The sequence below is a fragment of the Lacinutrix sp. MEBiC02595 genome (assembly GCF_053601555.1).
In genome coordinates this window covers 1-22,163 of the sequence record NZ_JBSHNU010000135.1, presented here as the reverse complement: position 1 = coordinate 22,163, position 22,163 = coordinate 1, and the positions used below count along the sequence as shown (strand labels likewise).

Here is a 22,163-nt window from a genome sequence, read left to right as displayed (position 1 = left end):
AGTATAGTATAGAATAAATTGAACAATAATATAAATAAGATTAAAATAAATTAAACATGGCAAAGGCAACTTTCGATCGTTCAAAACCACATTTAAATATTGGTACTATTGGACACGTAGATCACGGTAAAACAACTTTAACTGCTGCTATTACTAAAGTATTAGCTGATGCAGGTTTTTCAGAAGCAAGATCATTTGATCAAATTGATAACGCACCTGAAGAAAAAGAAAGAGGTATAACAATTAATACTTCTCACGTAGAATATGCAACAGAGAATCGTCACTATGCGCACGTTGACTGTCCAGGTCACGCCGATTATGTGAAGAACATGGTTACAGGTGCAGCACAAATGGATGGAGCTATTTTAGTAGTAGCTGCAACTGATGGTCCAATGCCACAAACACGTGAGCATATCTTATTAGGTCGTCAGGTAGGAATTCCTCGTATGGTTGTATTCATGAATAAAGTGGATATGGTTGATGATGAAGAGTTACTAGAATTAGTAGACATGGAAATCAGAGACTTATTATCTTTCTACGAATATGATGGTGATAATGGTCCTGTAATTGCAGGTTCTGCTTTAGGAGCACTTAATGGGGAACAAAAATGGGTTGATTCTGTATTAGAATTAATGCAAGCTGTTGATGCTTGGATCGAAGAGCCATTAAGAGAGATTGATAAAGATTTCTTAATGCCTATTGAAGATGTATTTTCAATTACTGGTCGTGGTACTGTAGCAACTGGTCGTATTGAGACTGGTGTAGCAAATACTGGAGATCCTGTAGAAATTATTGGAATGGGAGCTGAAAAGTTAACATCTACTGTAACAGGTATTGAAATGTTCCGTCAAATCCTTGATAGAGGTGAAGCTGGAGATAATGCAGGTATTTTATTAAGAGGTATAGAGAAATCAATGATTTCTAGAGGTATGGTAATCTGTAAGCCAGGTTCTGTAACTCCTCATGCTAAATTTAAAGCAGAGGTTTATATCCTTAAGAAAGAAGAAGGTGGACGTCATACTCCATTCCATACAAATTACCGCCCTCAATTTTACGTTCGTACAACGGATGTAACTGGAAACATTGCGCTTCCTGATGGAGTTGAAATGGTAATGCCTGGAGATAACTTAACAATTCATGTTGAGTTAATCCAACCAATTGCAATGAATGTTGGTCTTCGTTTCGCTATACGTGAAGGAGGAAGAACAGTTGGAGCTGGTCAGGTAACTGAGATTTTAGACTAATTAAAAGTTTATAAATAATAGGTAAAGGTGTTCCGTTTTTCGGAACGCCTTCACTTATATTTACGGGTTTAGCTCAGTTGGTAGAGCACTGGTCTCCAAAACCAGGTGTCGGGAGTTCGAGTCTCTCAACCCGTGCAAATACAAATATTATAATGGCAGGAATTGTAAATTATATAAAAGAATCATTTGAAGAATTAAAAAACAATGTGAGCTGGCCTACATGGGCAGAAACACAAAGTTTAACTATTCTAGTAGCTGTGTTTTCTATTATTTTCTCATTAGCAATTTGGGGAGTTGATACAGTTTTTAGTAAAGTTATTGGGTATTATTTTAATGTAATAAACGGATAATTTTAAGATTTATGTCTGAAGGAATTGAGAAGAAATGGTACGTTGTTAGAGCAGTAAGTGGTCAAGAAAACAAAATCAAAGCATATATCGAGAATGAAATAGCTCGATTAGGTTTGCAAGATTATGTAGATCAAGTACTAGTTCCTACCGAAAAAGTAATTCAAATACGTAATGGTAAAAAGGTAAGTAAAGAAAAAGTTTACTTTCCTGGTTATATTATGGTTCAGGCTAATTTAAGTGGAGAGATACCTCACATTATAAAATCCGTAACTAACGTTATTGGTTTTTTAGGGGAAACAAAAGGAGGAGAGCCTGTGCCTTTAAGACAATCTGAAGTAAACAGAATGTTAGGTAAGGTAGATGAACTAGAAGTAGATACCGATGTTAATGTTGCTATACCGTTCACTATAGGTGAAACCGTAAAAGTGATAGATGGTCCTTTTAATGGATTTGACGGAAGTATTGAGAAGATAAATGAAGAAAAGCGTAAGCTGGAAGTAATGGTGAAAATTTTTGGAAGAAAAACACCATTAGAACTAAGTTATATGCAAGTAGAAAAAGTATAATAATTGTTACATAAAGATAGATTTTTCTTTTGCTTCCAATAAAAGAAAAAATCGACTAAATTATTTAAAATGGCAAAAGAGTTAGACAAAGTAGTTAAGTTACAAGTAAGGGGAGGTGCAGCGAATCCGTCGCCACCGGTTGGACCCGCTCTAGGAGCTGCTGGGGTTAATATCATGGAGTTCTGTAAGCAGTTTAATGCTAGAACACAAGATAAACCAGGTAAAGTTTTACCTGTGGTAATTTCTGTTTACAAAGACAAATCATTTGAATTTGTAATCAAAACACCACCAGCTGCAATACAATTATTAGAAGCGGCAAAGATCAAGAAGGGTTCAGGAGAACCAAACCGAAAAAAAGTAGCTAAAGTTTCTTGGGATCAAGTGAAAACTATCGCAGAAGACAAAATGGTAGATTTAAATGCATTTACAATTGAATCTGCAATGAAGATGGTAGCTGGAACCGCAAGGTCAATGGGTATAACCGTGACTGGAAACGCGCCAAATTAATCTATAAAAGAAATTTAAAATGGCAAGATTAACAAAAAAGAAAAAAGAGGCTTTAGCAAAAATAGAAAAAGGAAGAATTTATTCTGTTACTGAAGCATCTGCATTAATTAAAGAAATTTCTAATGCAAAGTTTGACGCATCTGTAGATTTAGCAGTTCGTTTAGGAGTAGATCCTAGAAAAGCTAATCAAATGGTGAGAGGTGTAGTATCTCTTCCACATGGTACAGGTAAAGACGTGAAAGTTTTAGCATTAGTAACTCCAGATAAAGAAGCAGAAGCTAAAGAAGCTGGAGCAGATTACGTTGGTTTAGATGAGTACCTTGATAAAATTAAGAGTGGTTGGACAGACGTTGACGTTATTATTACTATGCCTAGTGTTATGGGTAAGTTAGGTCCTTTAGGACGTGTATTAGGTCCTCGTGGTTTAATGCCTAACCCAAAAACAGGTACAGTAACAATGGATATTGCAAAAGCCGTTACAGAAGTAAAAGCTGGTAAAATTGACTTTAAAGTAGATAAAACTGGTATTGTACACGCTGCAATTGGAAAAGCATCTTTTAGTGCTGATAAAATTGAGGATAATGCAAATGAATTATTACAAACATTAATGAAACTTAAACCAACTGCATCAAAAGGTGTTTATGTAAAAAGCATTTTTATGTCTTCTACTATGAGCCCTAGTATTGCTGTAGATCCAAAAATTGGTTAATTAGTTAAAAACTTTTATTATGACAAGAGAAGAGAAATCACAAGTAATTAAAGACTTAACTGCACAATTAGCTGATAACGCAAATATCTATTTAGCAGATATTTCTGGATTAAATGCAGTTGCAACATCAAATTTACGTCGTGCTTGTTTTAAAGCAAACGTACAATTAGCAGTTGTTAAGAACTCATTACTTGAAAAAGCAATGGAAGCATCAGATAGAGAATTTGGTGACCTTCCTACAGTTTTAAAAGGAAATACATCCGTGATGTATTCTGAAACTGGAAACGCTCCAGCTAAAGTAATTAAAGCTTTCAGAAAGAAAACAGATAAGCCTTTATTAAAAGGTGCTTTTATTGAAGAAGCTATTTACATTGGTGATGAGCAATTAGATATGTTAGTAGACATCAAGTCGAAAGAAGAGTTAATTGGAGACATCATTGGATTATTACAATCTCCAGCTAAAAACGTTATTTCAGCGCTTCAATCGAGTGGACAAACACTTTCAGGTATCTTAAAAACATTATCTCAAAAAGAGGGATAATTAAAGAAGTACGCACTTAATTACAAATATATTATTACAACATTATTAAAACGATAGAAAAAATGGCAGATTTAAAAGATTTCGCAGAACAATTAGTTAACTTAACTGTAAAAGAAGTTAATGAATTAGCAACTATATTAAAAGATGAGTACGGTATTGAGCCTGCTGCTGCTGCTGTAGCAGTTGCTGCTGGACCTGCTGGTGGAGAAGCTGTTGAAGCTCAAACTGAATTCGATGTAATATTAAAAGCCGCTGGTGGTTCTAAATTAGCAGTAGTAAAATTAGTTAAGGAATTAACTGGTTTAGGTTTAAAAGAAGCTAAAGGTTTAGTGGATGATGCACCAAGTGCAATCAAAGAAGGTGTTTCTAAAGATGAAGCTGAAGGCTTAAAATCTTCTTTAGAGGAAGCTGGAGCAGAGGTTGAGCTTAAGTAAGTTTAACAAGCAAACAACATAAAGGTTTAGGTCTAGAACATGCGTTCTAAGACCTAGACCATTTTGCGTATATAAATATGACGTATACGCTTTATATTTTTTTTAATCAAAATTCCGTCCATTGATGTTAGCAAAACAAGCTGAAAGATTAAATTTCTCGTCTATTGTAAATAGAACGGAGTATCCTGATTTTATGGATATTCAAATAAAATCCTTTCAGGATTTTTTCCAGTTAGAAACTAAATCTGAAGAAAGAGGAGATGAAGGCTTATACAATACCTTTCTAGAAAACTTCCCAATAACAGACACACGTAATCAATTTGTATTAGAATTTTTAGATTACTTTATTGATCCACCTAGATACTCTATAGAAGAATGTATCGAAAGAGGACTTACATATAGTGTGCCATTAAAAGCAAGGTTAAAGTTATATTGTACAGACCCTGAACATGAGGATTTCGAGACTATTGTTCAAGATGTATACTTAGGTACTATTCCTTACATGACACCTTCTGGTACTTTTTGTATCAACGGTGCAGAACGTGTTGTAGTTTCTCAATTACACCGTTCACCAGGTGTGTTCTTTGGACAATCCTTCCACGCAAATGGAACTAAATTATATTCTGCAAGAGTAATTCCATTTAAAGGTTCTTGGATAGAGTTCGCTACCGACATCAACTCTGTAATGTATGCATACATTGATAGAAAGAAAAAATTACCTGTAACTACTTTATTTAGAGCAATTGGTTTTGAACGTGATAAAGATATCTTAGAGATCTTTGATTTAGCTGAAGAAGTTAAAGTTTCAAAATCAGGTCTTAAGAAAATCTTAGGACGTAAACTTGCTGCACGTGTTCTTAATACATGGCATGAAGATTTCGTAGATGAAGATACAGGAGAAGTAGTATCGATTGAACGTAATGAAATCGTTTTAGATCGGGATACTGTTTTAGATAAAGATAATATTGAAGAAATTCTTGATGCGAATGTAAAAGCAATTCTTTTACATAAAGAAAGCGCAGAACAAGGAGATTATGCTATTATTCATAATACACTTCAAAAAGATCCTACAAACTCTGAAAAAGAAGCTGTAGAACATATTTATAGACAACTACGTAATGCAGAGCCGCCAGATGAAGAGACTGCACGTGGTATTATAGATAAATTATTCTTTAGTGATCAACGTTACTCTTTAGGAGAAGTGGGTCGTTACAGAATGAACAAGAAATTACAGTTAGATATCGGTATGGATAAGCAAGTGCTTACCAAAGAAGATATCATAACTATTATAAAATATTTAATTGAGCTAATCAATTCTAAAGCAGAGATTGATGATATTGATCACTTATCTAACCGTCGTGTACGTACCGTTGGTGAGCAATTATCACAACAATTTGGTGTTGGTTTAGCACGTATGGCACGAACTATTCGTGAGCGTATGAATGTTCGTGATAACGAAGTATTTACACCTATTGATTTAATTAATGCGAAGACATTATCTTCTGTAATTAATTCTTTCTTTGGTACCAATCAGTTATCGCAATTTATGGATCAAACCAATCCTCTTGCAGAGATTACGCATAAGCGTCGTCTTTCGGCATTAGGACCAGGAGGTTTATCTCGTGAAAGAGCAGGTTTCGAAGTACGTGATGTTCACTATACACACTACGGAAGACTTTGTCCTATTGAAACACCAGAGGGACCAAATATTGGTCTTATCTCGTCACTTTCTGTATTTGCTAAAGTGAATTCTATGGGATTCATTGAAACGCCGTATAGAAAAGTTACAGATGGTGTAGTAGATATTAAAAGCGAACCTATATACTTAAGTGCAGAAGAGGAAGAAGATAAATTAATCGCACAAGCAACTGTAAAAGTAGATGCAGATGGTAAAATCTTACATGATAAGGTAATTGCTAGAATGGAAGGTGACTTCCCGGTAATTGATCCTAAAGATTTACATTATACAGATGTTGCACCGAATCAAATATCATCTATTTCAGCTTCATTAATTCCTTTCTTAGAGCATGATGATGCGAATAGAGCCCTAATGGGATCTAACATGATGCGTCAAGCTGTACCATTATTACGTCCGCAAGCTCCTATTGTAGGAACTGGTTTAGAACGTCAAGTGGCTTCAGATTCTCGTGTACTTATTAATGCAGAGAGAAATGGTGTTGTACAGTATGTAGATTCATTAGAAATTACAATAAAATACGACCGTACAGATGATGAAGCTAAAGTTAGTTTCGATTCCGATACAAAAACATATCCGCTAACTAAATTTAGAAAAACCAATCAAGGTACTTCTATCAACTTGAAACCTATTGTTAAAAAAGGAGATCATGTTGTTAAAGGACAAGTTTTATCGGAAGGTTATGCAACTCAAAAAGGAGAGCTAGCTTTAGGTAGAAATATGAAAGTAGCCTTTATGCCTTGGAAAGGGTATAACTTTGAGGATGCAATTGTAATTTCTGAAAAAGTAGTACGTGAAGATATCTTTACATCTATTCATATAGATGAGTATTCTTTAGAAGTTAGAGATACCAAATTAGGTAACGAAGAGTTAACTAATGATATTCCTAATGTTTCTGAAGAAGCGACAAAAGATTTGGATGAAAACGGAATGATTCGTGTTGGAGCAGAAGTAAAACCTGGTGATATCCTTATCGGAAAAATTACACCAAAAGGGGAATCAGATCCTACTCCAGAAGAAAAATTATTACGTGCAATCTTTGGGGATAAAGCCGGAGATGTAAAAGATGCTTCTTTAAAAGCTTCACCTTCATTACATGGTGTGGTAATTAACAAGAAGTTATTTTCAAGAGCAGTTAAAGATAAACGTAAACGTGCGCAAGATAAAGAAGATATAGCGCAATTAGAAGCTTTATATTATACGAAGTTTGACGATTTGCAAGCTGTTTTAGTAGATAAGTTATTTACACTTGTTAATGGTAAAACTGCACAAGGTATCTTTAATGATTTAGGTGAAGAAGTACTTCCTAAAGGAAAGAAATTTACACTTAAAATGTTAAATGCTGTAGATGATTATACACACTTAACGTCAGGTACTTGGACAACAGATGACAAGACCAACACGTTAGTTGCAGATTTAATTCATAACTACAAAATTAAAGAAAATGATTTACAAGGTTCTTTAAGACGTGAGAAGTTCACTATTTCTGTTGGTGATGAATTACCAGCAGGAATCATCAAATTAGCAAAAGTTTATATTGCTAAAAAGCGTAAGCTTAAAGTTGGTGATAAAATGGCAGGACGACATGGTAACAAAGGTATTGTTGCACGTATTGTACGTCAAGAAGATATGCCTTTCTTAGAAGATGGAACTCCAGTTGATATTGTATTAAATCCACTTGGTGTACCTTCTCGTATGAATATTGGTCAAATTTATGAAACCGTATTAGGTTGGGCCGGACAAAAATTAAATCGTACATATGCTACGCCTATTTTTGATGGTGCAACTCTAGATCAAATTAACGAATTTACAGATGAAGCTGGAATTCCAAGATTTGGACATACCTATCTTTATGATGGTGGTACAGGAGATCGTTTTGATCAGCCAGCAACGGTTGGAGTTATCTATATGTTGAAACTAGGACATATGGTTGACGATAAAATGCACGCGCGTTCTATAGGACCATACTCACTTATTACACAACAACCTCTTGGTGGTAAAGCACAATTTGGTGGACAACGTTTTGGTGAAATGGAAGTTTGGGCACTTGAAGCATATGGTGCATCAGCAACATTACGAGAAATATTGACAGTTAAATCTGATGATGTAATTGGTAGAGCTAAAACATACGAAAGTATTGTTAAAGGGGAACCAATGCCAGATCCGGGATTACCAGAATCATTTAATGTATTAATGCATGAATTGAAAGGTTTAGGATTAGACATCAGATTAGAGGAGTAAAAAAATAGTAGTCGGTCAACAGTATATAGCAAGCGCTGTATACTGAAGGCTGATAACTGAAGACTTAAAAAACATGGCAAGAAAACAAGATAAGAACACGGTAAAGAGATTTAATAAAATCTCCATTGGTTTAGCATCACCAGAATCTATTTTAGCAGAATCTAGAGGGGAAGTTTTAAAACCAGAAACTATCAATTATCGTACACATAAACCAGAACGTGACGGTTTATTCTGTGAGCGTATTTTTGGTCCTGTAAAGGATTATGAATGTGCTTGTGGTAAATATAAACGTATTAGATATAAAGGTATTGTATGTGATCGTTGTGGTGTAGAAGTAACAGAAAAGAAAGTACGTCGTGATAGAGTAGGACACATTAATTTAGTGGTTCCTGTTGCACATATTTGGTATTTCCGTTCTTTACCAAACAAAATTGGTTATTTATTAGGACTTCCTTCAAAGAAGCTTGATATGATAATCTACTACGAACGTTACGTAGTAATTCAACCAGGTATTGCTAAAAATGCCGAAGGAGAACCATTACAAAAAATGGATTTCTTAACCGAAGAAGAATATTTAAATATTCTAGAAACACTTCCGCAAGAAAACCAATATCTAGATGATACAGATCCAAACAAGTTCCTTGCAAAAATGGGAGCTGAATGTTTGATCGACTTATTGGCTAGAATAAATTTAGAAACACTTTCTTATGAGTTGCGTCATAAAGCAAATACCGAAACGTCTAAACAACGTAAAACGGAAGCTTTAAAACGTTTACAAGTTGTAGAGGCTCTAAAAGACTCTAACGAAAATAGAGAGAATCGTCCAGAATGGATGATCTTGAAAGTAGTACCAATTATCCCACCAGAATTAAGACCATTAGTGCCTTTAGATGGTGGACGTTTTGCAACTTCAGATTTAAATGATTTATATCGTCGTGTAATTATTAGAAACAACCGTCTTAAAAGATTAGTTGAAATAAAAGCACCAGAAGTTATTTTACGTAATGAAAAACGTATGTTACAAGAATCTGTAGATTCTTTATTAGATAACACACGTAAATCATCTGCTGTAAAAACAGACTCGAATAGACCATTAAAATCATTATCAGATTCACTTAAAGGTAAACAAGGACGTTTCCGTCAAAACTTACTTGGTAAGCGTGTTGATTATTCTGCACGTTCTGTAATTGTTGTAGGACCAGAATTAAGATTATTTGAATGTGGATTGCCTAAAAATATGGCAGCAGAACTTTACAAACCTTTTGTAATTAGAAAACTAATTGAAAGAGGAATTGTAAAAACTGTAAAATCTGCAAAGAAAATTATAGATAAAAGAGAACCTGTAGTTTGGGATATTTTAGAAAATGTTTTAAAAGGACATCCAGTGCTTTTAAATCGTGCTCCTACATTACACAGACTAGGTATTCAAGCTTTTCAACCAAAATTAATTGAAGGAAAAGCAATTCAATTACACCCATTAGTAACTACTGCATTTAATGCCGATTTTGATGGAGATCAAATGGCTGTGCATTTACCATTAGGACCAGAAGCTATTTTAGAATGTCAATTATTAATGTTGGCATCTCATAATATCCTAAATCCTGCAAATGGTTCGCCAGTAACAGTACCTTCACAAGATATGGTACTTGGTCTATATTATATGACCAAGCTAAGAACTTCTACTAAAGATGTTAAAATTAAAGGAGAAGGTTTAACTTTTTATTCGGATGAAGAAGTAACTATTGCCTACAATGAGAAACGTGTGGATTTAAATGCGGGAATTAAAGTAAGAGCAATCGATTTCAATGAAGCAGGAGAATTAGTTCCTCAAATTATTGAAACTACTGTTGGTCGTGTAATCTTTAATAAAAAAGTGCCAGCAGCAGCAGGGTATATCAATGATGTATTAACTAAAAAATCACTAAGAAATATTATTGGTGATATTTTAAAAGTAACATCGGTACCAGAAACAGCGGATTTCTTAGATGAAATTAAAAACTTAGGATATTACTACGCATTTAAAGGTGGTTTATCCTTCAGTTTAGGGGATATTATTATTCCACCAGAAAAACAATCTATGATTGATGCTGCAAACGTAAAAGTGGACGGTATTATGGGTAACTATAACATGGGACTTATAACAAATAATGAGCGTTATAACCAAGTTATTGATATCTGGACTTCTACAAATGCAGAATTGACAGAATTGTCAATGAAACGTATTCGTGAAGATCAACAAGGTTTCAACTCGGTGTATATGATGCTTGATTCTGGTGCTCGTGGATCTAAAGAACAGATTCGCCAGTTAACAGGAATGCGTGGATTAATGGCGAAGCCTAAAAAATCGACTGCAGGAGGTGGATCTATTATTGAAAATCCAATTCTTTCTAACTTTAAGGAAGGGCTTTCTATTTTAGAGTACTTTATTTCTACTCACGGTGCACGTAAAGGTCTTGCCGATACAGCACTTAAAACTGCCGATGCAGGTTATTTAACACGTCGTCTAGTAGATGTATCTCAAGATGTAATAGTAAACACTGTAGATTGTGGTACGTTAAGAGGAGTAGAAATCTCTCCACTTAAAAAGAATGATGAAGTTGTTGAAACTTTAGAAGAAAGAATCTTAGGTCGTATTTCATTAAACGATATATATAATCCATTAACTGATGAATTATTAGTTGGAGCTAATGAGTTAATTACAGAAGATATTGCAAAAGCAATTGAAAACTCTCCAGTGGATAAAGTAGATGCTCGTTCTCCATTAAGTTGTGAAGCTAAAAAAGGTATTTGCGCTAAATGTTATGGTAGAAACCTTGCAACGAATAAAATGGTGCAACGTGGTGAAGCAGTAGGAGTTGTGGCAGCACAATCTATTGGAGAACCAGGTACACAGTTAACTTTACGTACATTCCACGTAGGTGGTATTGCAGGTAACATTTCTGAAGAAAATAAATTAGCCGTTAAGTTTGACGGTATTGCAGAAATTGAAGAGTTAAAAACGGTTAAAGGAGAAGATAATGAAGGTAACATCGTAGATGTTGTAATTTCTCGTACTTCTGAAATCAAATTAATAGATAAGAAAACTGGTATTACTTTAAGTACTAACAATATTCCTTATGGTTCTTTTGTTCAAGTTAAAAACGGAGACAAATTATCTAAAGGAGATGTAGTTTGTTCTTGGGATCCATATAATGGTGTAATTATTTCAGAATTTGCTGGAAAAGTACGTTATGAGAACATTGAGCAAGGTATAACTTACCAAGTTGAAATTGATGAGCAAACAGGTTTCCAAGAGAAAGTAATTTCTGAATCTAGAAACAAAAAGCTTATTCCAACACTTATTGTTGAGGATAGTAAAGGGGAAGCAATTCGTTCTTACAACTTACCAGTAGGAGCTCACATTATGATTGATGATGGTGAGAAAGTTAAGATTGGTAAAATTTTAGTTAAGATTCCACGTAAGTCTTCTAAAGCAGGAGATATTACAGGAGGTTTACCACGTGTAACAGAATTATTTGAAGCGCGTAACCCTTCTAATCCAGCAGTTGTAAGTGCAATTGATGGTGTTGTTTCTTTCGGTAAAATTAAAAGAGGTAATCGTGAGATTATTATAGAGTCTAAAACTGGAGATATTAAGAAATATCTAGTGAAATTATCGAATCAAATTCTTGTTCAAGAAAATGATTTCGTGAAAGCTGGTATGCCTTTATCCGATGGTTCTATAACACCTAACGATATCCTTAATATTAAAGGACCTTCAGCAGTGCAACAATACTTAGTTAACGAAGTACAAGAAGTATATCGTTTACAAGGTGTAAAAATTAATGATAAGCATTTTGAGGTTGTTGTTAGACAAATGATGCGTAAAGTTAGAATCATAGATTCTGGTGATACTATCTTCTTAGAAGATCAACTAGTGCATAAATCAGATTTCATTGTTGAAAATGATGATATCTTTGGAATGAAAGTAGTTGAAAACGCAGGAGAATCTGCTACCTTAAAAGAAGGACAAATTGTAACAGCACGTGATTTAAGAGATGAAAATTCTATTTTACGTCGTGAGGATAAAGCGTTAGTGGAAGCTAGAGATGCTAAGCCTGCAACTGCTACACCTATCTTACAGGGTATTACAAGAGCATCACTACAAACAAAATCGTTTATATCTGCAGCTTCTTTCCAAGAAACTACAAAGGTATTAAATGAGGCTGCTGTAGCTGGTAAGATCGATACTTTAGAAGGACTTAAAGAGAATGTAATTGTAGGACACAGAATTCCAGCAGGAACAGGAATGCGTAACTATGAAAACATTATCGTAGGTTCTAAAGAAGAGTTTGATCAAATGATGCAAGCAAAACAAGAAGTGAATTATAATTAAATGAGATTACAACACTTCTTTTTGAAGTGTTGGCTAATCGAATTTATCCCAACACAGGTTGGGATCTCATGAATGTTTATGAGATTTTATAAATAATAGATTTAAAAGTCCTGTTTTTTTAAACAGGACTTTTTATTTTAAATATGATTATTAATAAGACTTTCGCTTTTGCGGAAGCGTAAATAAGTTTACAATGGCAGAAGATAAAAATAAGAAAAAACCAGGGCAAATTAATATTGAATTAGACGAGAAAGTTGCAGAAGGAACCTACTCTAATCTAGCAATCATTAACCATTCTGTTTCAGAATTTGTAGTGGATTTTGTTAGTATTATGCCTGGAACACCAAAAAGTAAGGTGAAATCTAGAATTATACTAACACCGCAACATGCAAAGCGTTTAATGAAGGCTTTAAGTGATAATGTAGCTAAATTTGAAAACATGCATGGTGAAATCAAAGATTATGAGCAACCTCCAATTCCATTGAATTTCGGACCAACGGGTGAAGCTTAGTAGTGGATCTAGTATAAAAATTTAAATCTTAGTTTTTAAGGATGTGCTCCAAATGTTTTTTTTGAGCAACCTCCAATTCCATTGAATTTTGGACTAACAGGAGAAGCTTAACCAATTATTGATAAATACATCAAGGTATAATATATTCTTATTAGTTTAATTTTTATTATAGAAATAAATTATAACTTTAAAGAAAATCACCTGTTTTAAATAGGTGATTTTTTCGTTAATAAATATTTACTTAATATTAATCGTTTGTTTTTATAAAGCCTCTTAAATAGCTTTAAAATGTTTTTTATTACTTATACTCACTTACAAAGTGAAATTTTAGACTAGGGTATTTTTGTTGTGTCATTTGCAAAGAAAAAGAGGAATCTGCTAAAAAGACTAATTGATTTCTTTTGTCCTTTGCTAAATAGCGTTGTTTTACTCTTAAAAATTCTTTGTATTCTTCGCTTTTTATATCATCGGTTTCAATCCAACACGCTTTAAATACATTTAAATTTTCGTAGGTACATTTTGCACCATATTCATGCTCTAATCTATATTGTATTACTTCATATTGTAATGCTCCAACGGTACCAATAACCTTTCTTCCGTTTAATTCTAAAGTAAATAATTGAGCTACACCTTCATCCATTAATTGGTCTATACCTTTATTTAATTGTTTAGATTTCATCGGATCTGCATTATTGATATATCTAAAATGCTCTGGTGAAAAACTCGGTACACCTTTATAATTCAGTATCTCACCTTCGGTTAATGTATCTCCAATTTTAAAAGTTCCAGTGTCCTGTAAACCTACAATATCACCAGGATAGGAGATGTCTACAATTTCCTTTTTTTCTGCAAAAAAGGCATTCGGACTAGAAAATTTGACTTTTTTATTGTGTCTTACATGTAAGTATTGCGTGTTTCTTTTAAACTCTCCTGAAACTATTTTAACAAAAGCCAAACGGTTTCTATGGTTAGGATCCATATTGGCATGAATTTTAAATACAAAACCAGTAAAGCTTTCTTCATCGGGTTGTACAAGACGCTCTTCACTTTGTTTCGCTCTTGGTTTAGGAGCTATCTCAACAAAACAATCTAATAATTCACGTACTCCAAAACTATTTAAAGCAGATCCAAAAAATACAGGTTGTAATGTACCATCTAAATATTCTTGATTATTAAAAGTAGGATAAATACCTTCTACTAATTCTATTTCTTCTCGCAGTGTTTCGGCAGCTTTATCACCAATTAAAGTATTTAATTCAGGAGAGTTTAAATCAGATACCTCAATGGTTTCTTCAATATTCTTTCGACTATCTCCACTAAATAAATTAATATTCTTCTCCCATATATTATAGATCCCTTTAAAGTCATAACCCATTCCTATAGGAAAACTTAAAGGGGTTACTCGTAATCCTAATTTTTGCTCAATTTCATCAAGTAGTTCAAAAGCATCTTTACCTTCACGATCCATTTTATTAATAAAAACAATCATAGGTATATTACGCATACGACATACTTCCACTAATTTTTCAGTCTGCTCTTCTACCCCTTTTGCTACATCAATTACTACTATAACGCTATCTACTGCTGTTAAAGTACGGAAAGTGTCTTCCGCAAAATCTTTATGACCTGGCGTATCTAGAATGTTTATTTTAATACCATTATATTCAAAAGCTAATACAGAAGTCGCTACAGAAATTCCACGCTGTCTTTCTATTTCCATGAAATCACTCGTGGCCCCTTTTTTAATTTTATTACTTTTTACAGCTCCAGCTTCTTGAATTGCTCCACCAAATAATAGTAACTTCTCTGTTAAAGTGGTCTTACCAGCATCGGGATGAGAGATAATTCCAAAGGTTCTTCTTCGTTTGATTTCGTCTGTAAATTTCATAAAAAATAATTTGTGCAAATATAAAGTATTCACAGAATTATCTTAATTGTATTTCGATAATTATAATATATTTTAAACTAGGAATATAATAAAACTTAAGTCTAGAATATCTCGGTCTTTTGTAAATTATAGTAAGATGAAGTAATCCATTAGGTAGTATGTCCATTAAATTTGCTAAAAAATATGATTCATCGGAAAAGAAGAACATATGGTCGAGAATACAGTAGTTAGTTGATGGTTTAGGATAAATTAGATGTTTATTTTAGATATTTTTGTTAAATAAATTAACACAATTAGCGTTTAATCGAGCGTATTTGCGTTTAGCCGAATTAAGTGAATAATTTTATTAAATCCCTTTGTTAAAAATATTGTAATGATATTTTTGTAGGAATATTAGTTTACGGGAAAACCGTAAAACAAGAAATTAACCATTATTTTTCCCTAAGAGAATGAGTAGTATTAGTATTAATATTTTTAATAGATCCAATGCAAATTTGTATTGGCTTTTTTGCATAAAACAAGTTTAACAATGTTTTGTAGTGCTTAGCATTGCAAAATATTGTTGCAGATAATTTTTATAAGTATAAAACAATTTTACCACAATTATATGAAAATCATTACACGATTCTCGAATTCAAAATCAATTTATTTAACTATAGTTTTTGCTATATTTAGTATTGTATCTATTGTTGCTCAATCGAATGCAAATAGTATTAGAATTGGGGCCTCTTTTCAATGGAGTGACACGCAAGACACAAGCTCTACGGCAGGAAATACGGACCCTGCTACATTGCAAAGTATAACTATAGGGACAAAAATATATAGTGAGTTTAGTCTACCAAATGGTTATCAATTAACAGAGGTCGGTCCTGGTAATCAATCTTCTCACTTTATAAGAGAAAATGATCATACGAATTCTACAGCTGGAGGTAGCGCAGATGCTAACTGGAATGCGGTGGCCTTGGCAGCTTTTCAAGACGCAAATTTAAACCACTATTTTGAAGCTTCTGCTGGAAGTGGAGCGGATACTTGTGATGATTTTACTTTAGAAGAAAGCCAAAGTACTATAAGACATACATTAACATATTCTCCTGGAATTGTTTCGGCTTCAAGTTCTATTATTGCTGTTACAGAAAGGAATGCAAACAACTGCTTGCATATTGAAGTTTTCGGAACGGAATTAGGTAGTACTACAACAGTTTCATTAGGTGAAACTTTTGTGAATAGAGACAATGTGCAATGGGGACATGGAGGTACAGGATCTAATTCTAATGATATAGGTACTGTCGGAACCGTAAATGAGCCTAGTACAAGTAGAAATCCGGATTCTGATTATTGGTTAACTAATAGAGTGTATAGTAATGGTGGTACAGCAGGTGTTGCTTTGTTTTTGTTAAGCGAATTAGCAGATGTGGGAGCAACTATTACTAGTATTCAATATTCAGCAGCTTCTAGTGATCCGGGTGATGGTAAAGTTTTTATTTGGTCTCAGCCAGATGAAGATGGAGACGGATTGGATGATATAGATGATTTAGATGATGATGATGATGGTATTTTAGATACAGAAGAGTCAGGGAATTTTATGCCAAGTCATGATGAAGATGGAGATGGTATTCCAAACTGGAATGACACAACCGATAATGGAACTGGAGTGGATAGCAGTATAACGGATTATACAGATTCTAATGCCGATGGCGTGCCAGATGTGTATGATTTTGATGGTGATGGAATCCCTAATCATTTTGATTTTGATTCCGATAATGATGGTTGCTCAGATGCTTTAGAAGGTGGTGATTTTATTGTAACAACGGAAGTCAATACAGATGGTTCGTTAAATGGAACAGTTGAAAATGCAACTGGGGTACCTGATAATGTGGATGTAAATAATGGTCAAGATTTGGGGACTTCTCAAAATGCATCTGCTTTTGATGCAGATGGACAATGTGATAGAGATAATGATGGGGTTTTAGATGGTAGTGATATCTGTCAGGGTTCAGATGATGCGGTAGATATAGATGGGGATTTAGTTCCTGATGGTTGTGATTTAGATAGTGATAATGATGGTATTACAGATATTAATGAAGGTATTTGTACTTCTCCAGTGCAATCTGGAACATGGACTTTAGTTAGTGGGTCAGAAGCTACTTTTGATTATGGAAACGGAGTTGTTGCTAGATTAGTAACTAATTCAACAGGTTTTCAGGCAAATTCAGTAGGAGCTTTTAATACAGCATCTTTTTGGTCAGAAAATTTAAGTGGAGATGTCTCTCTGCAAAGAGAATATAGTTGGGGAAGTACTTTAACTTTTTCTTTTGAAGACGCAGCGGGAGATCCTATTAATGTTACCAACCCAATATTGCATCTAGATAGATTGGGAGGAAGTGATGGTTTAACAGAAAACTCTGCTTTAATGACACTTCAAGATGGTTTGACTTGGACTGCATTATCTGGTACTAGTGATTTTCTTGTGACAGCAACTACAGCAAAAGATAGTGGTTCTGGAAATGAACTTTCAGGGGCTTATACTTTTGAAAGTACGCAAAACTCTTCAGATGGAACTGCGGCAGGATCATTACAAGTTAATGGTAATATGTCAACTTTTACAATTGAATTTGTTCAAGATGGTGTTTCTGGTGTGCTTTCAGATGGTATTGAATTTATACTTTTCGCTTGTACAGATTTAGATACAGATGGCGATGGTACTCCAGATTATTTAGATTTAGATAGTGATGGTGATGGTTGTTCGGATGCACTTGAAGGAGCAGATAATATTAATACTAGTAGTGTTGTCAATGGACAATTAACTGGAACTGTTGATAGCGTAACAGGTGTGCCAAATAATGTGGATGAAAATACAGGTCAAGGTGTAGGAGGTTCTATAGATGGAACACCTTCAGATTCAAATGGTCAATGTGACTCAGATAATGATGGAACTATTGATGCAAACGATTTATGTCCTGGATTTGATGATAAAGCAAATAATGATGGGGATGCTTATCCTGATGGATGTGATGAAGATGATGATAATGATGGTATTACCGATATAGATGAAGGTTTAGTTACTTCACCTGGTCAACCAGCTTGTACTTCTGCTACAGTATTAAATTTTAATAATGCCTATTCTGAAGAGCCAGGTGGTGATGGTAATATAAATACATTCTTAGTAAATGAAACATTCAGGTTTCCTAGTGTAACTTCTGGAATTGATGCTTTAGTAACAATTGTAGCATTAAACGGAACAACAATTCCTGTTTTAGATGATAATTCTGTAAACATTAACTCTTTTCAGCCAAGATCGGCTTTTGCTTTAACTAGTATTGGAGATCGTGCATATACGGAATATAGATTTGATTTTGTAACAACAGGTGGAACAGTTGGTGTTAATGATGTTATTATTCCTGAATTCTTTGTTAATTTTAACGACGTAGATGGTGGGGCAAGATTTGGCGAACAGAATTGGTCGGAATTGGCAAATAGCTATACGGTTAATCAGGATACAGAATTATTGGTGACATTTGAAGATAATTTTATAGTTGGTACTGCTGGTATTACAGAATACCCATCTGTGTCTAGCAATTTTCCGCAAGTAAATTATGCGACACAACATACAGGTAGATCTTCTTATACTATTAGATTAGGTGTTGTTGCTAGAGTTGCAGGAGCTTCAGCTTCAGGAAGACAACATAACGTGGAGTTTAATTGTGTTACTAATTTTGTTAACCCAATGAACACAACAACTTTGGATTCTGATGGTGACGGAATTGCAAATCATTTAGATACAGATAGTGATAATGATACTTGTCCGGATGCTATTGAAGGTGGTGGTGCGTTTTTACCTTCTAATGTAGATGCCAATGGAATGTTAACCGGAGGCGTTAATGCTACAGGTATCGCTCCTTCTACAGCAGGTGCAGGTGGACAAGGTACTGCATTAGCGGTAACAGATGATGGTATTAATGGTTGTGAAGGTTCTGTAACAGGAACGGTATATAATGATGAAGATGGTGATGGATCACAAAACGGAACAGAAACAGGATTTACTTCCCCAGTAACTGTATTTGCAGATTTAGATGGCGATGGCGTATTAGACGCAGGAGAGCCAACAGCAACCACGGCAACAGATGGAACATATACTATTACAGGTTTACCAACAGGTGTTGCTGTTGATATCGTAGTGGATACAACTACTTTACCAACGGGAGCAACCTTAACGGAAGGAACAGAACCAACGAATGTTACACCAATTGGTGGCGGATCTGTATCAGCTGGAACAGATGGTTATACTACAGCAGGAACCGTAACCGGAACCGTATATAACGATGAAGATGGTGATGGAACACAAAATGGAACAGAAACCGGATTCACATCTCCAGTAACCGTATTTGCAGATTTAGATGGTGATGGCGTATTAGACGCAGGAGAGCCAACAGCAACTACAGCAGCAGATGGAACCTATACTATAGAAGGTGTACCAGCAGGATCTGTAAACATCCAAGTGGATGAAACAACACTACCAACAGGTGCAAGCTTAACGGAAGGAACAGAACCAACTAACGTAACGGTACCAGTAAGTGGAACAGTTGCAGCAGGAACCGATGGTTATACTACAGCTGGTTCAGTAACGGGAACAGTATATAACGATGAAGATGGTGATGGAACACAAAATGGAACAGAAACCGGATTCACTTCTCCAGTAACTGTATTTGCTGATTTAGATGGCGATGGCGTGTTAGACGCAGGAGAGCCAACAGCAACTACAGCAGCGGATGGAACATATACTATAGAAGGCGTACCAGCAGGAACAGTAGATATCGTAGTAGATACAACTACTTTACCAACAGGTGTAACTTTAACAGAAGGAACAGAACCAACAGAGGTAACGGTACCAGTAAGTGGAACAGTTGCAGCAGGAACCGATGGTTATACTACAGCTGGAACCGTAACCGGAACAGTATATAACGATGAAGATGGTGATGGAACACAAAATGGAACAGAAACCGGATTCACATCTCCAGTAACCGTATTTGCTGATTTAGATGGTGATGCCGTATTAGACGCAGGCGAGCCAACAGCAACTACAGCAGCAGATGGAACTTATACTATAGAAGGTGTACCAGCCGGAACAGTAGATATCCAAGTGGATGAATCAACTTTACCAACTGGAGCAACATTAACAGAAGGAACAGAACCAACGGAAGTAACCGTACCAGTAAGTGGAACAGTTGCAGCCGGAACAGATGGTTATACTACTACAGGAACGGTAACTGGTTTAGTATATAATGATGAAGATGGTGATGGAGCACAAAATGGAACAGAAACCGGATTCACTTCTCCAGTAACTGTATTTGCTGATTTAGATGGCGATGGCGTATTAGACGCAGGCGAGCCAACAGCAACTACAGCAGCGGATGGAACCTATATTATAGAAGGTGTACCAGCAGGGACAGTAGATATCGTAGTAGATACAACTACTTTACCAACAGGTGCAACATTAACAGAAGGAACAGAACCAACAGAGGTAACGGTACCAGTAAGTGGAACAGTTACAGCAGGGACAGATGGTTATACTACAGCCGGAACAGTAACTGGAACCGTATATAACGATGAAGATGGTGATGGAATACAAAACGGAACAGAAACCGGATTCACTACACCAGTAACTGTATTTGCTGATTTAGATGGCGATGGTGTATTAGACGCAGGAGAGCCAACAGCAACTACAGCGGCGGATGGAACGTATACTATAGAAGGAGTACCAGCAGGAACAGTGGATATCGTGGTAGATACGACTACTTTACCAGTTGGAGCTACATTAACAGAAGGATCAGAGCCAACATCAGTAACGATAACAACAAATGGTAGTGTAGATGCAGGAATAGATGGTTATACAGTGCCTTGTTTAAATATACCTACGGAAGATTGTGATGGAGATGGAACACCAAATAGTTCTGATCCTAATCCTTTAGATCCTTGTATCGGAGGAGATTTAACAAATGTAGATTTAACAGACACAACAAGTGACTGGGCAACTGCAGATTGTGATGGTGACGGAGTAAGTAACTTAGACGAAGTAGATCCTGATGGAGACGGCGTTCAAGGACCAAACGACACAGATCCAAATGATGCATGTGAATTTACAGCAACAGATATTACATTACCTGTAACAGCGATCACAGATTGTGATGGCGATGGAGAAACAAGTGATACGGATCCAAATGATACCGATCCTTGTATCGGAGGAACATTATCCAATGTAGATTTAACAGACACAACAAGTGACTGGGCAACTGCAGATTGTGATGGTGACGGAGTAAGTAACTTAGACGAGGTGGATCCTGATGGAGACGGCGTTCAAGGACCAAACGACACCGATCCAAACGATGCTTGTGAATTTACAGCAACAGATATTACTTTACCTGTAACAGCAATTACAGATTGTGATGGCGATGGAGAAACAAGTGATACGGATCCAAATGATACGGATCCATGTATTGGAGGAACATTATCCAATGTAGATTTAACAGACACAACAAGTGACTGGGCAACTGCAGATTGTGATGGTGACGGAGTAAGTAACTTAGACGAGGTGGATCCTGATGGAGACGGCGTTCAAGGACCAAACGACACAGATCCAAATGATGCATGTGAGTTTACCGCAGCAGATATTACTTTACCTGTAACAGCAATCACAGATTGTGATGGTGATGGAGAAACAAGTGATACGGATCCAAATGATACCGATCCATGTATCGGAGGAGATTTAACAAATGTAGATTTAACAGACACAACAAGTGACTGGGTAACTGCAGATTGTGATGGTGACGGAGTAAGTAACTTAGACGAGGTGGATCCTGATGGAGACGGCGTTCAAGGACCAAACGACACCGATCCAAACGATGCTTGTGAATTTACAGCAGCAGATATTACTTTACCTGTAACAGCAATTACGGATTGTGATGGTGATGGAGAAACAAGTGATACGGATCCAAATGATACGGATCCTTGTATCGGAGGAACATTATCAAATGTAGATTTAACAGACACAACAAGTGACTGGGCAACTGCAGATTGTGATGGAGATGGAGTAAGTAACTTAGACGA

Annotated in this window: 11 protein-coding genes, 1 tRNA gene and 1 pseudogene; 12 read left to right on the top strand and 1 reads right to left on the bottom strand. The window is 35.4% G+C overall.

Features of this window, described 5'->3' with window-relative positions:
- Positions 1-56 precede the first annotated feature (56 nt).
- The 11 genes from tuf (at position 57) to ACVCZW_RS01455 (ending at position 13,174) form a co-directional block, all read left to right on the top strand.
- Positions 57-1,244, top strand: coding sequence for an elongation factor Tu (gene tuf, locus ACVCZW_RS01505; RefSeq protein ID WP_452227969.1), 1,188 nt, complete (start codon positions 57-59; stop codon positions 1,242-1,244).
- 62 nt (positions 1,245-1,306) lie between these two features.
- A tRNA-Trp gene (locus tag ACVCZW_RS01500) sits at positions 1,307-1,379 on the top strand.
- A gap of 17 nt (positions 1,380-1,396) precedes the next feature.
- Positions 1,397-1,594 carry a preprotein translocase subunit SecE gene (secE, locus tag ACVCZW_RS01495; protein ID WP_452227970.1) on the top strand — a complete coding sequence of 66 codons (198 nt, stop codon included), beginning with the start codon at positions 1,397-1,399 and terminating at the stop codon, positions 1,592-1,594.
- A gap of 11 nt (positions 1,595-1,605) precedes the next feature.
- Positions 1,606-2,160 (top strand): transcription termination/antitermination protein NusG, encoded by a 555-nt coding sequence (nusG, locus tag ACVCZW_RS01490; RefSeq protein ID WP_055443104.1) that lies wholly within the window; start codon positions 1,606-1,608, stop codon positions 2,158-2,160.
- 69 nt (positions 2,161-2,229) lie between these two features.
- Positions 2,230-2,667 carry a 50S ribosomal protein L11 gene (rplK, locus tag ACVCZW_RS01485; protein WP_452227971.1) on the top strand — a complete coding sequence of 146 codons (438 nt, stop codon included), beginning with the start codon at positions 2,230-2,232 and terminating at the stop codon, positions 2,665-2,667.
- A gap of 19 nt (positions 2,668-2,686) precedes the next feature.
- Complete coding sequence (rplA, locus tag ACVCZW_RS01480; protein ID WP_452227972.1) at positions 2,687-3,376, top strand: 50S ribosomal protein L1; 690 nt, start codon at positions 2,687-2,689, stop codon at positions 3,374-3,376.
- Between the two features lie 19 nt (positions 3,377-3,395).
- A complete protein-coding gene (gene rplJ, locus ACVCZW_RS01475) occupies positions 3,396-3,917 on the top strand; it encodes a 50S ribosomal protein L10 (protein ID WP_452227973.1) in 522 nt (173 codons plus the stop codon).
- A 62-nt stretch (positions 3,918-3,979) separates the two neighbouring features.
- Positions 3,980-4,351 carry a 50S ribosomal protein L7/L12 gene (gene rplL / locus ACVCZW_RS01470; RefSeq protein ID WP_452227974.1) on the top strand — a complete coding sequence of 124 codons (372 nt, stop codon included), beginning with the start codon at positions 3,980-3,982 and terminating at the stop codon, positions 4,349-4,351.
- 124 nt (positions 4,352-4,475) lie between these two features.
- Entirely contained in the window at positions 4,476-8,288 is a 3,813-nt protein-coding gene (gene rpoB / locus ACVCZW_RS01465) for a DNA-directed RNA polymerase subunit beta (protein ID WP_452227975.1), read from the top strand.
- A gap of 73 nt (positions 8,289-8,361) precedes the next feature.
- Positions 8,362-12,663, top strand: a complete 4,302-nt coding sequence (gene rpoC, locus ACVCZW_RS01460) for a DNA-directed RNA polymerase subunit beta' (RefSeq protein WP_452227976.1) — start codon at positions 8,362-8,364, stop codon at positions 12,661-12,663.
- A gap of 193 nt (positions 12,664-12,856) precedes the next feature.
- Positions 12,857-13,174 (top strand): DUF3467 domain-containing protein, encoded by a 318-nt coding sequence (locus tag ACVCZW_RS01455; protein WP_303426250.1) that lies wholly within the window; start codon positions 12,857-12,859, stop codon positions 13,172-13,174.
- A 298-nt stretch (positions 13,175-13,472) separates the two neighbouring features.
- Here ACVCZW_RS01455 and ACVCZW_RS01450 read toward each other — a convergent pair whose 3' ends face one another.
- Positions 13,473-15,062, bottom strand: a complete 1,590-nt coding sequence (locus ACVCZW_RS01450; RefSeq protein WP_452227977.1) for a peptide chain release factor 3 — start codon at positions 15,060-15,062, stop codon at positions 13,473-13,475.
- Between the two features lie 607 nt (positions 15,063-15,669).
- On the opposite strand from ACVCZW_RS01450, the pseudogene ACVCZW_RS01445 reads away from it, so the two are divergent.
- A pseudogene (locus ACVCZW_RS01445) lies at positions 15,670-22,163 on the top strand (hypothetical protein); the annotation flags it as partial.

What these genes read in the sequence shown, in the direction of transcription:
- tuf (WP_452227969.1), top strand. Translation starts at nt 57, where the DNA reads ATGGCAAAGGCAACTTTCGATCGTTCAAAACCACATTTAAATATTGGT.
- rpoC (WP_452227976.1), top strand. Translation starts at nt 8,362, where the DNA reads ATGGCAAGAAAACAAGATAAGAACACGGTAAAGAGATTTAATAAAATC.
- rplK (WP_452227971.1), top strand. Translation starts at nt 2,230, where the DNA reads ATGGCAAAAGAGTTAGACAAAGTAGTTAAGTTACAAGTAAGGGGAGGT.
- rpoB (WP_452227975.1), top strand. Translation starts at nt 4,476, where the DNA reads ATGTTAGCAAAACAAGCTGAAAGATTAAATTTCTCGTCTATTGTAAAT.
- ACVCZW_RS01450 (WP_452227977.1), bottom strand. Translation starts at nt 15,062, where the DNA reads ATGAAATTTACAGACGAAATCAAACGAAGAAGAACCTTTGGAATTATC.
- secE (WP_452227970.1), top strand. Translation starts at nt 1,397, where the DNA reads ATGGCAGGAATTGTAAATTATATAAAAGAATCATTTGAAGAATTAAAA.
- rplJ (WP_452227973.1), top strand. Translation starts at nt 3,396, where the DNA reads ATGACAAGAGAAGAGAAATCACAAGTAATTAAAGACTTAACTGCACAA.
- rplL (WP_452227974.1), top strand. Translation starts at nt 3,980, where the DNA reads ATGGCAGATTTAAAAGATTTCGCAGAACAATTAGTTAACTTAACTGTA.
- rplA (WP_452227972.1), top strand. Translation starts at nt 2,687, where the DNA reads ATGGCAAGATTAACAAAAAAGAAAAAAGAGGCTTTAGCAAAAATAGAA.
- nusG (WP_055443104.1), top strand. Translation starts at nt 1,606, where the DNA reads ATGTCTGAAGGAATTGAGAAGAAATGGTACGTTGTTAGAGCAGTAAGT.
- ACVCZW_RS01455 (WP_303426250.1), top strand. Translation starts at nt 12,857, where the DNA reads ATGGCAGAAGATAAAAATAAGAAAAAACCAGGGCAAATTAATATTGAA.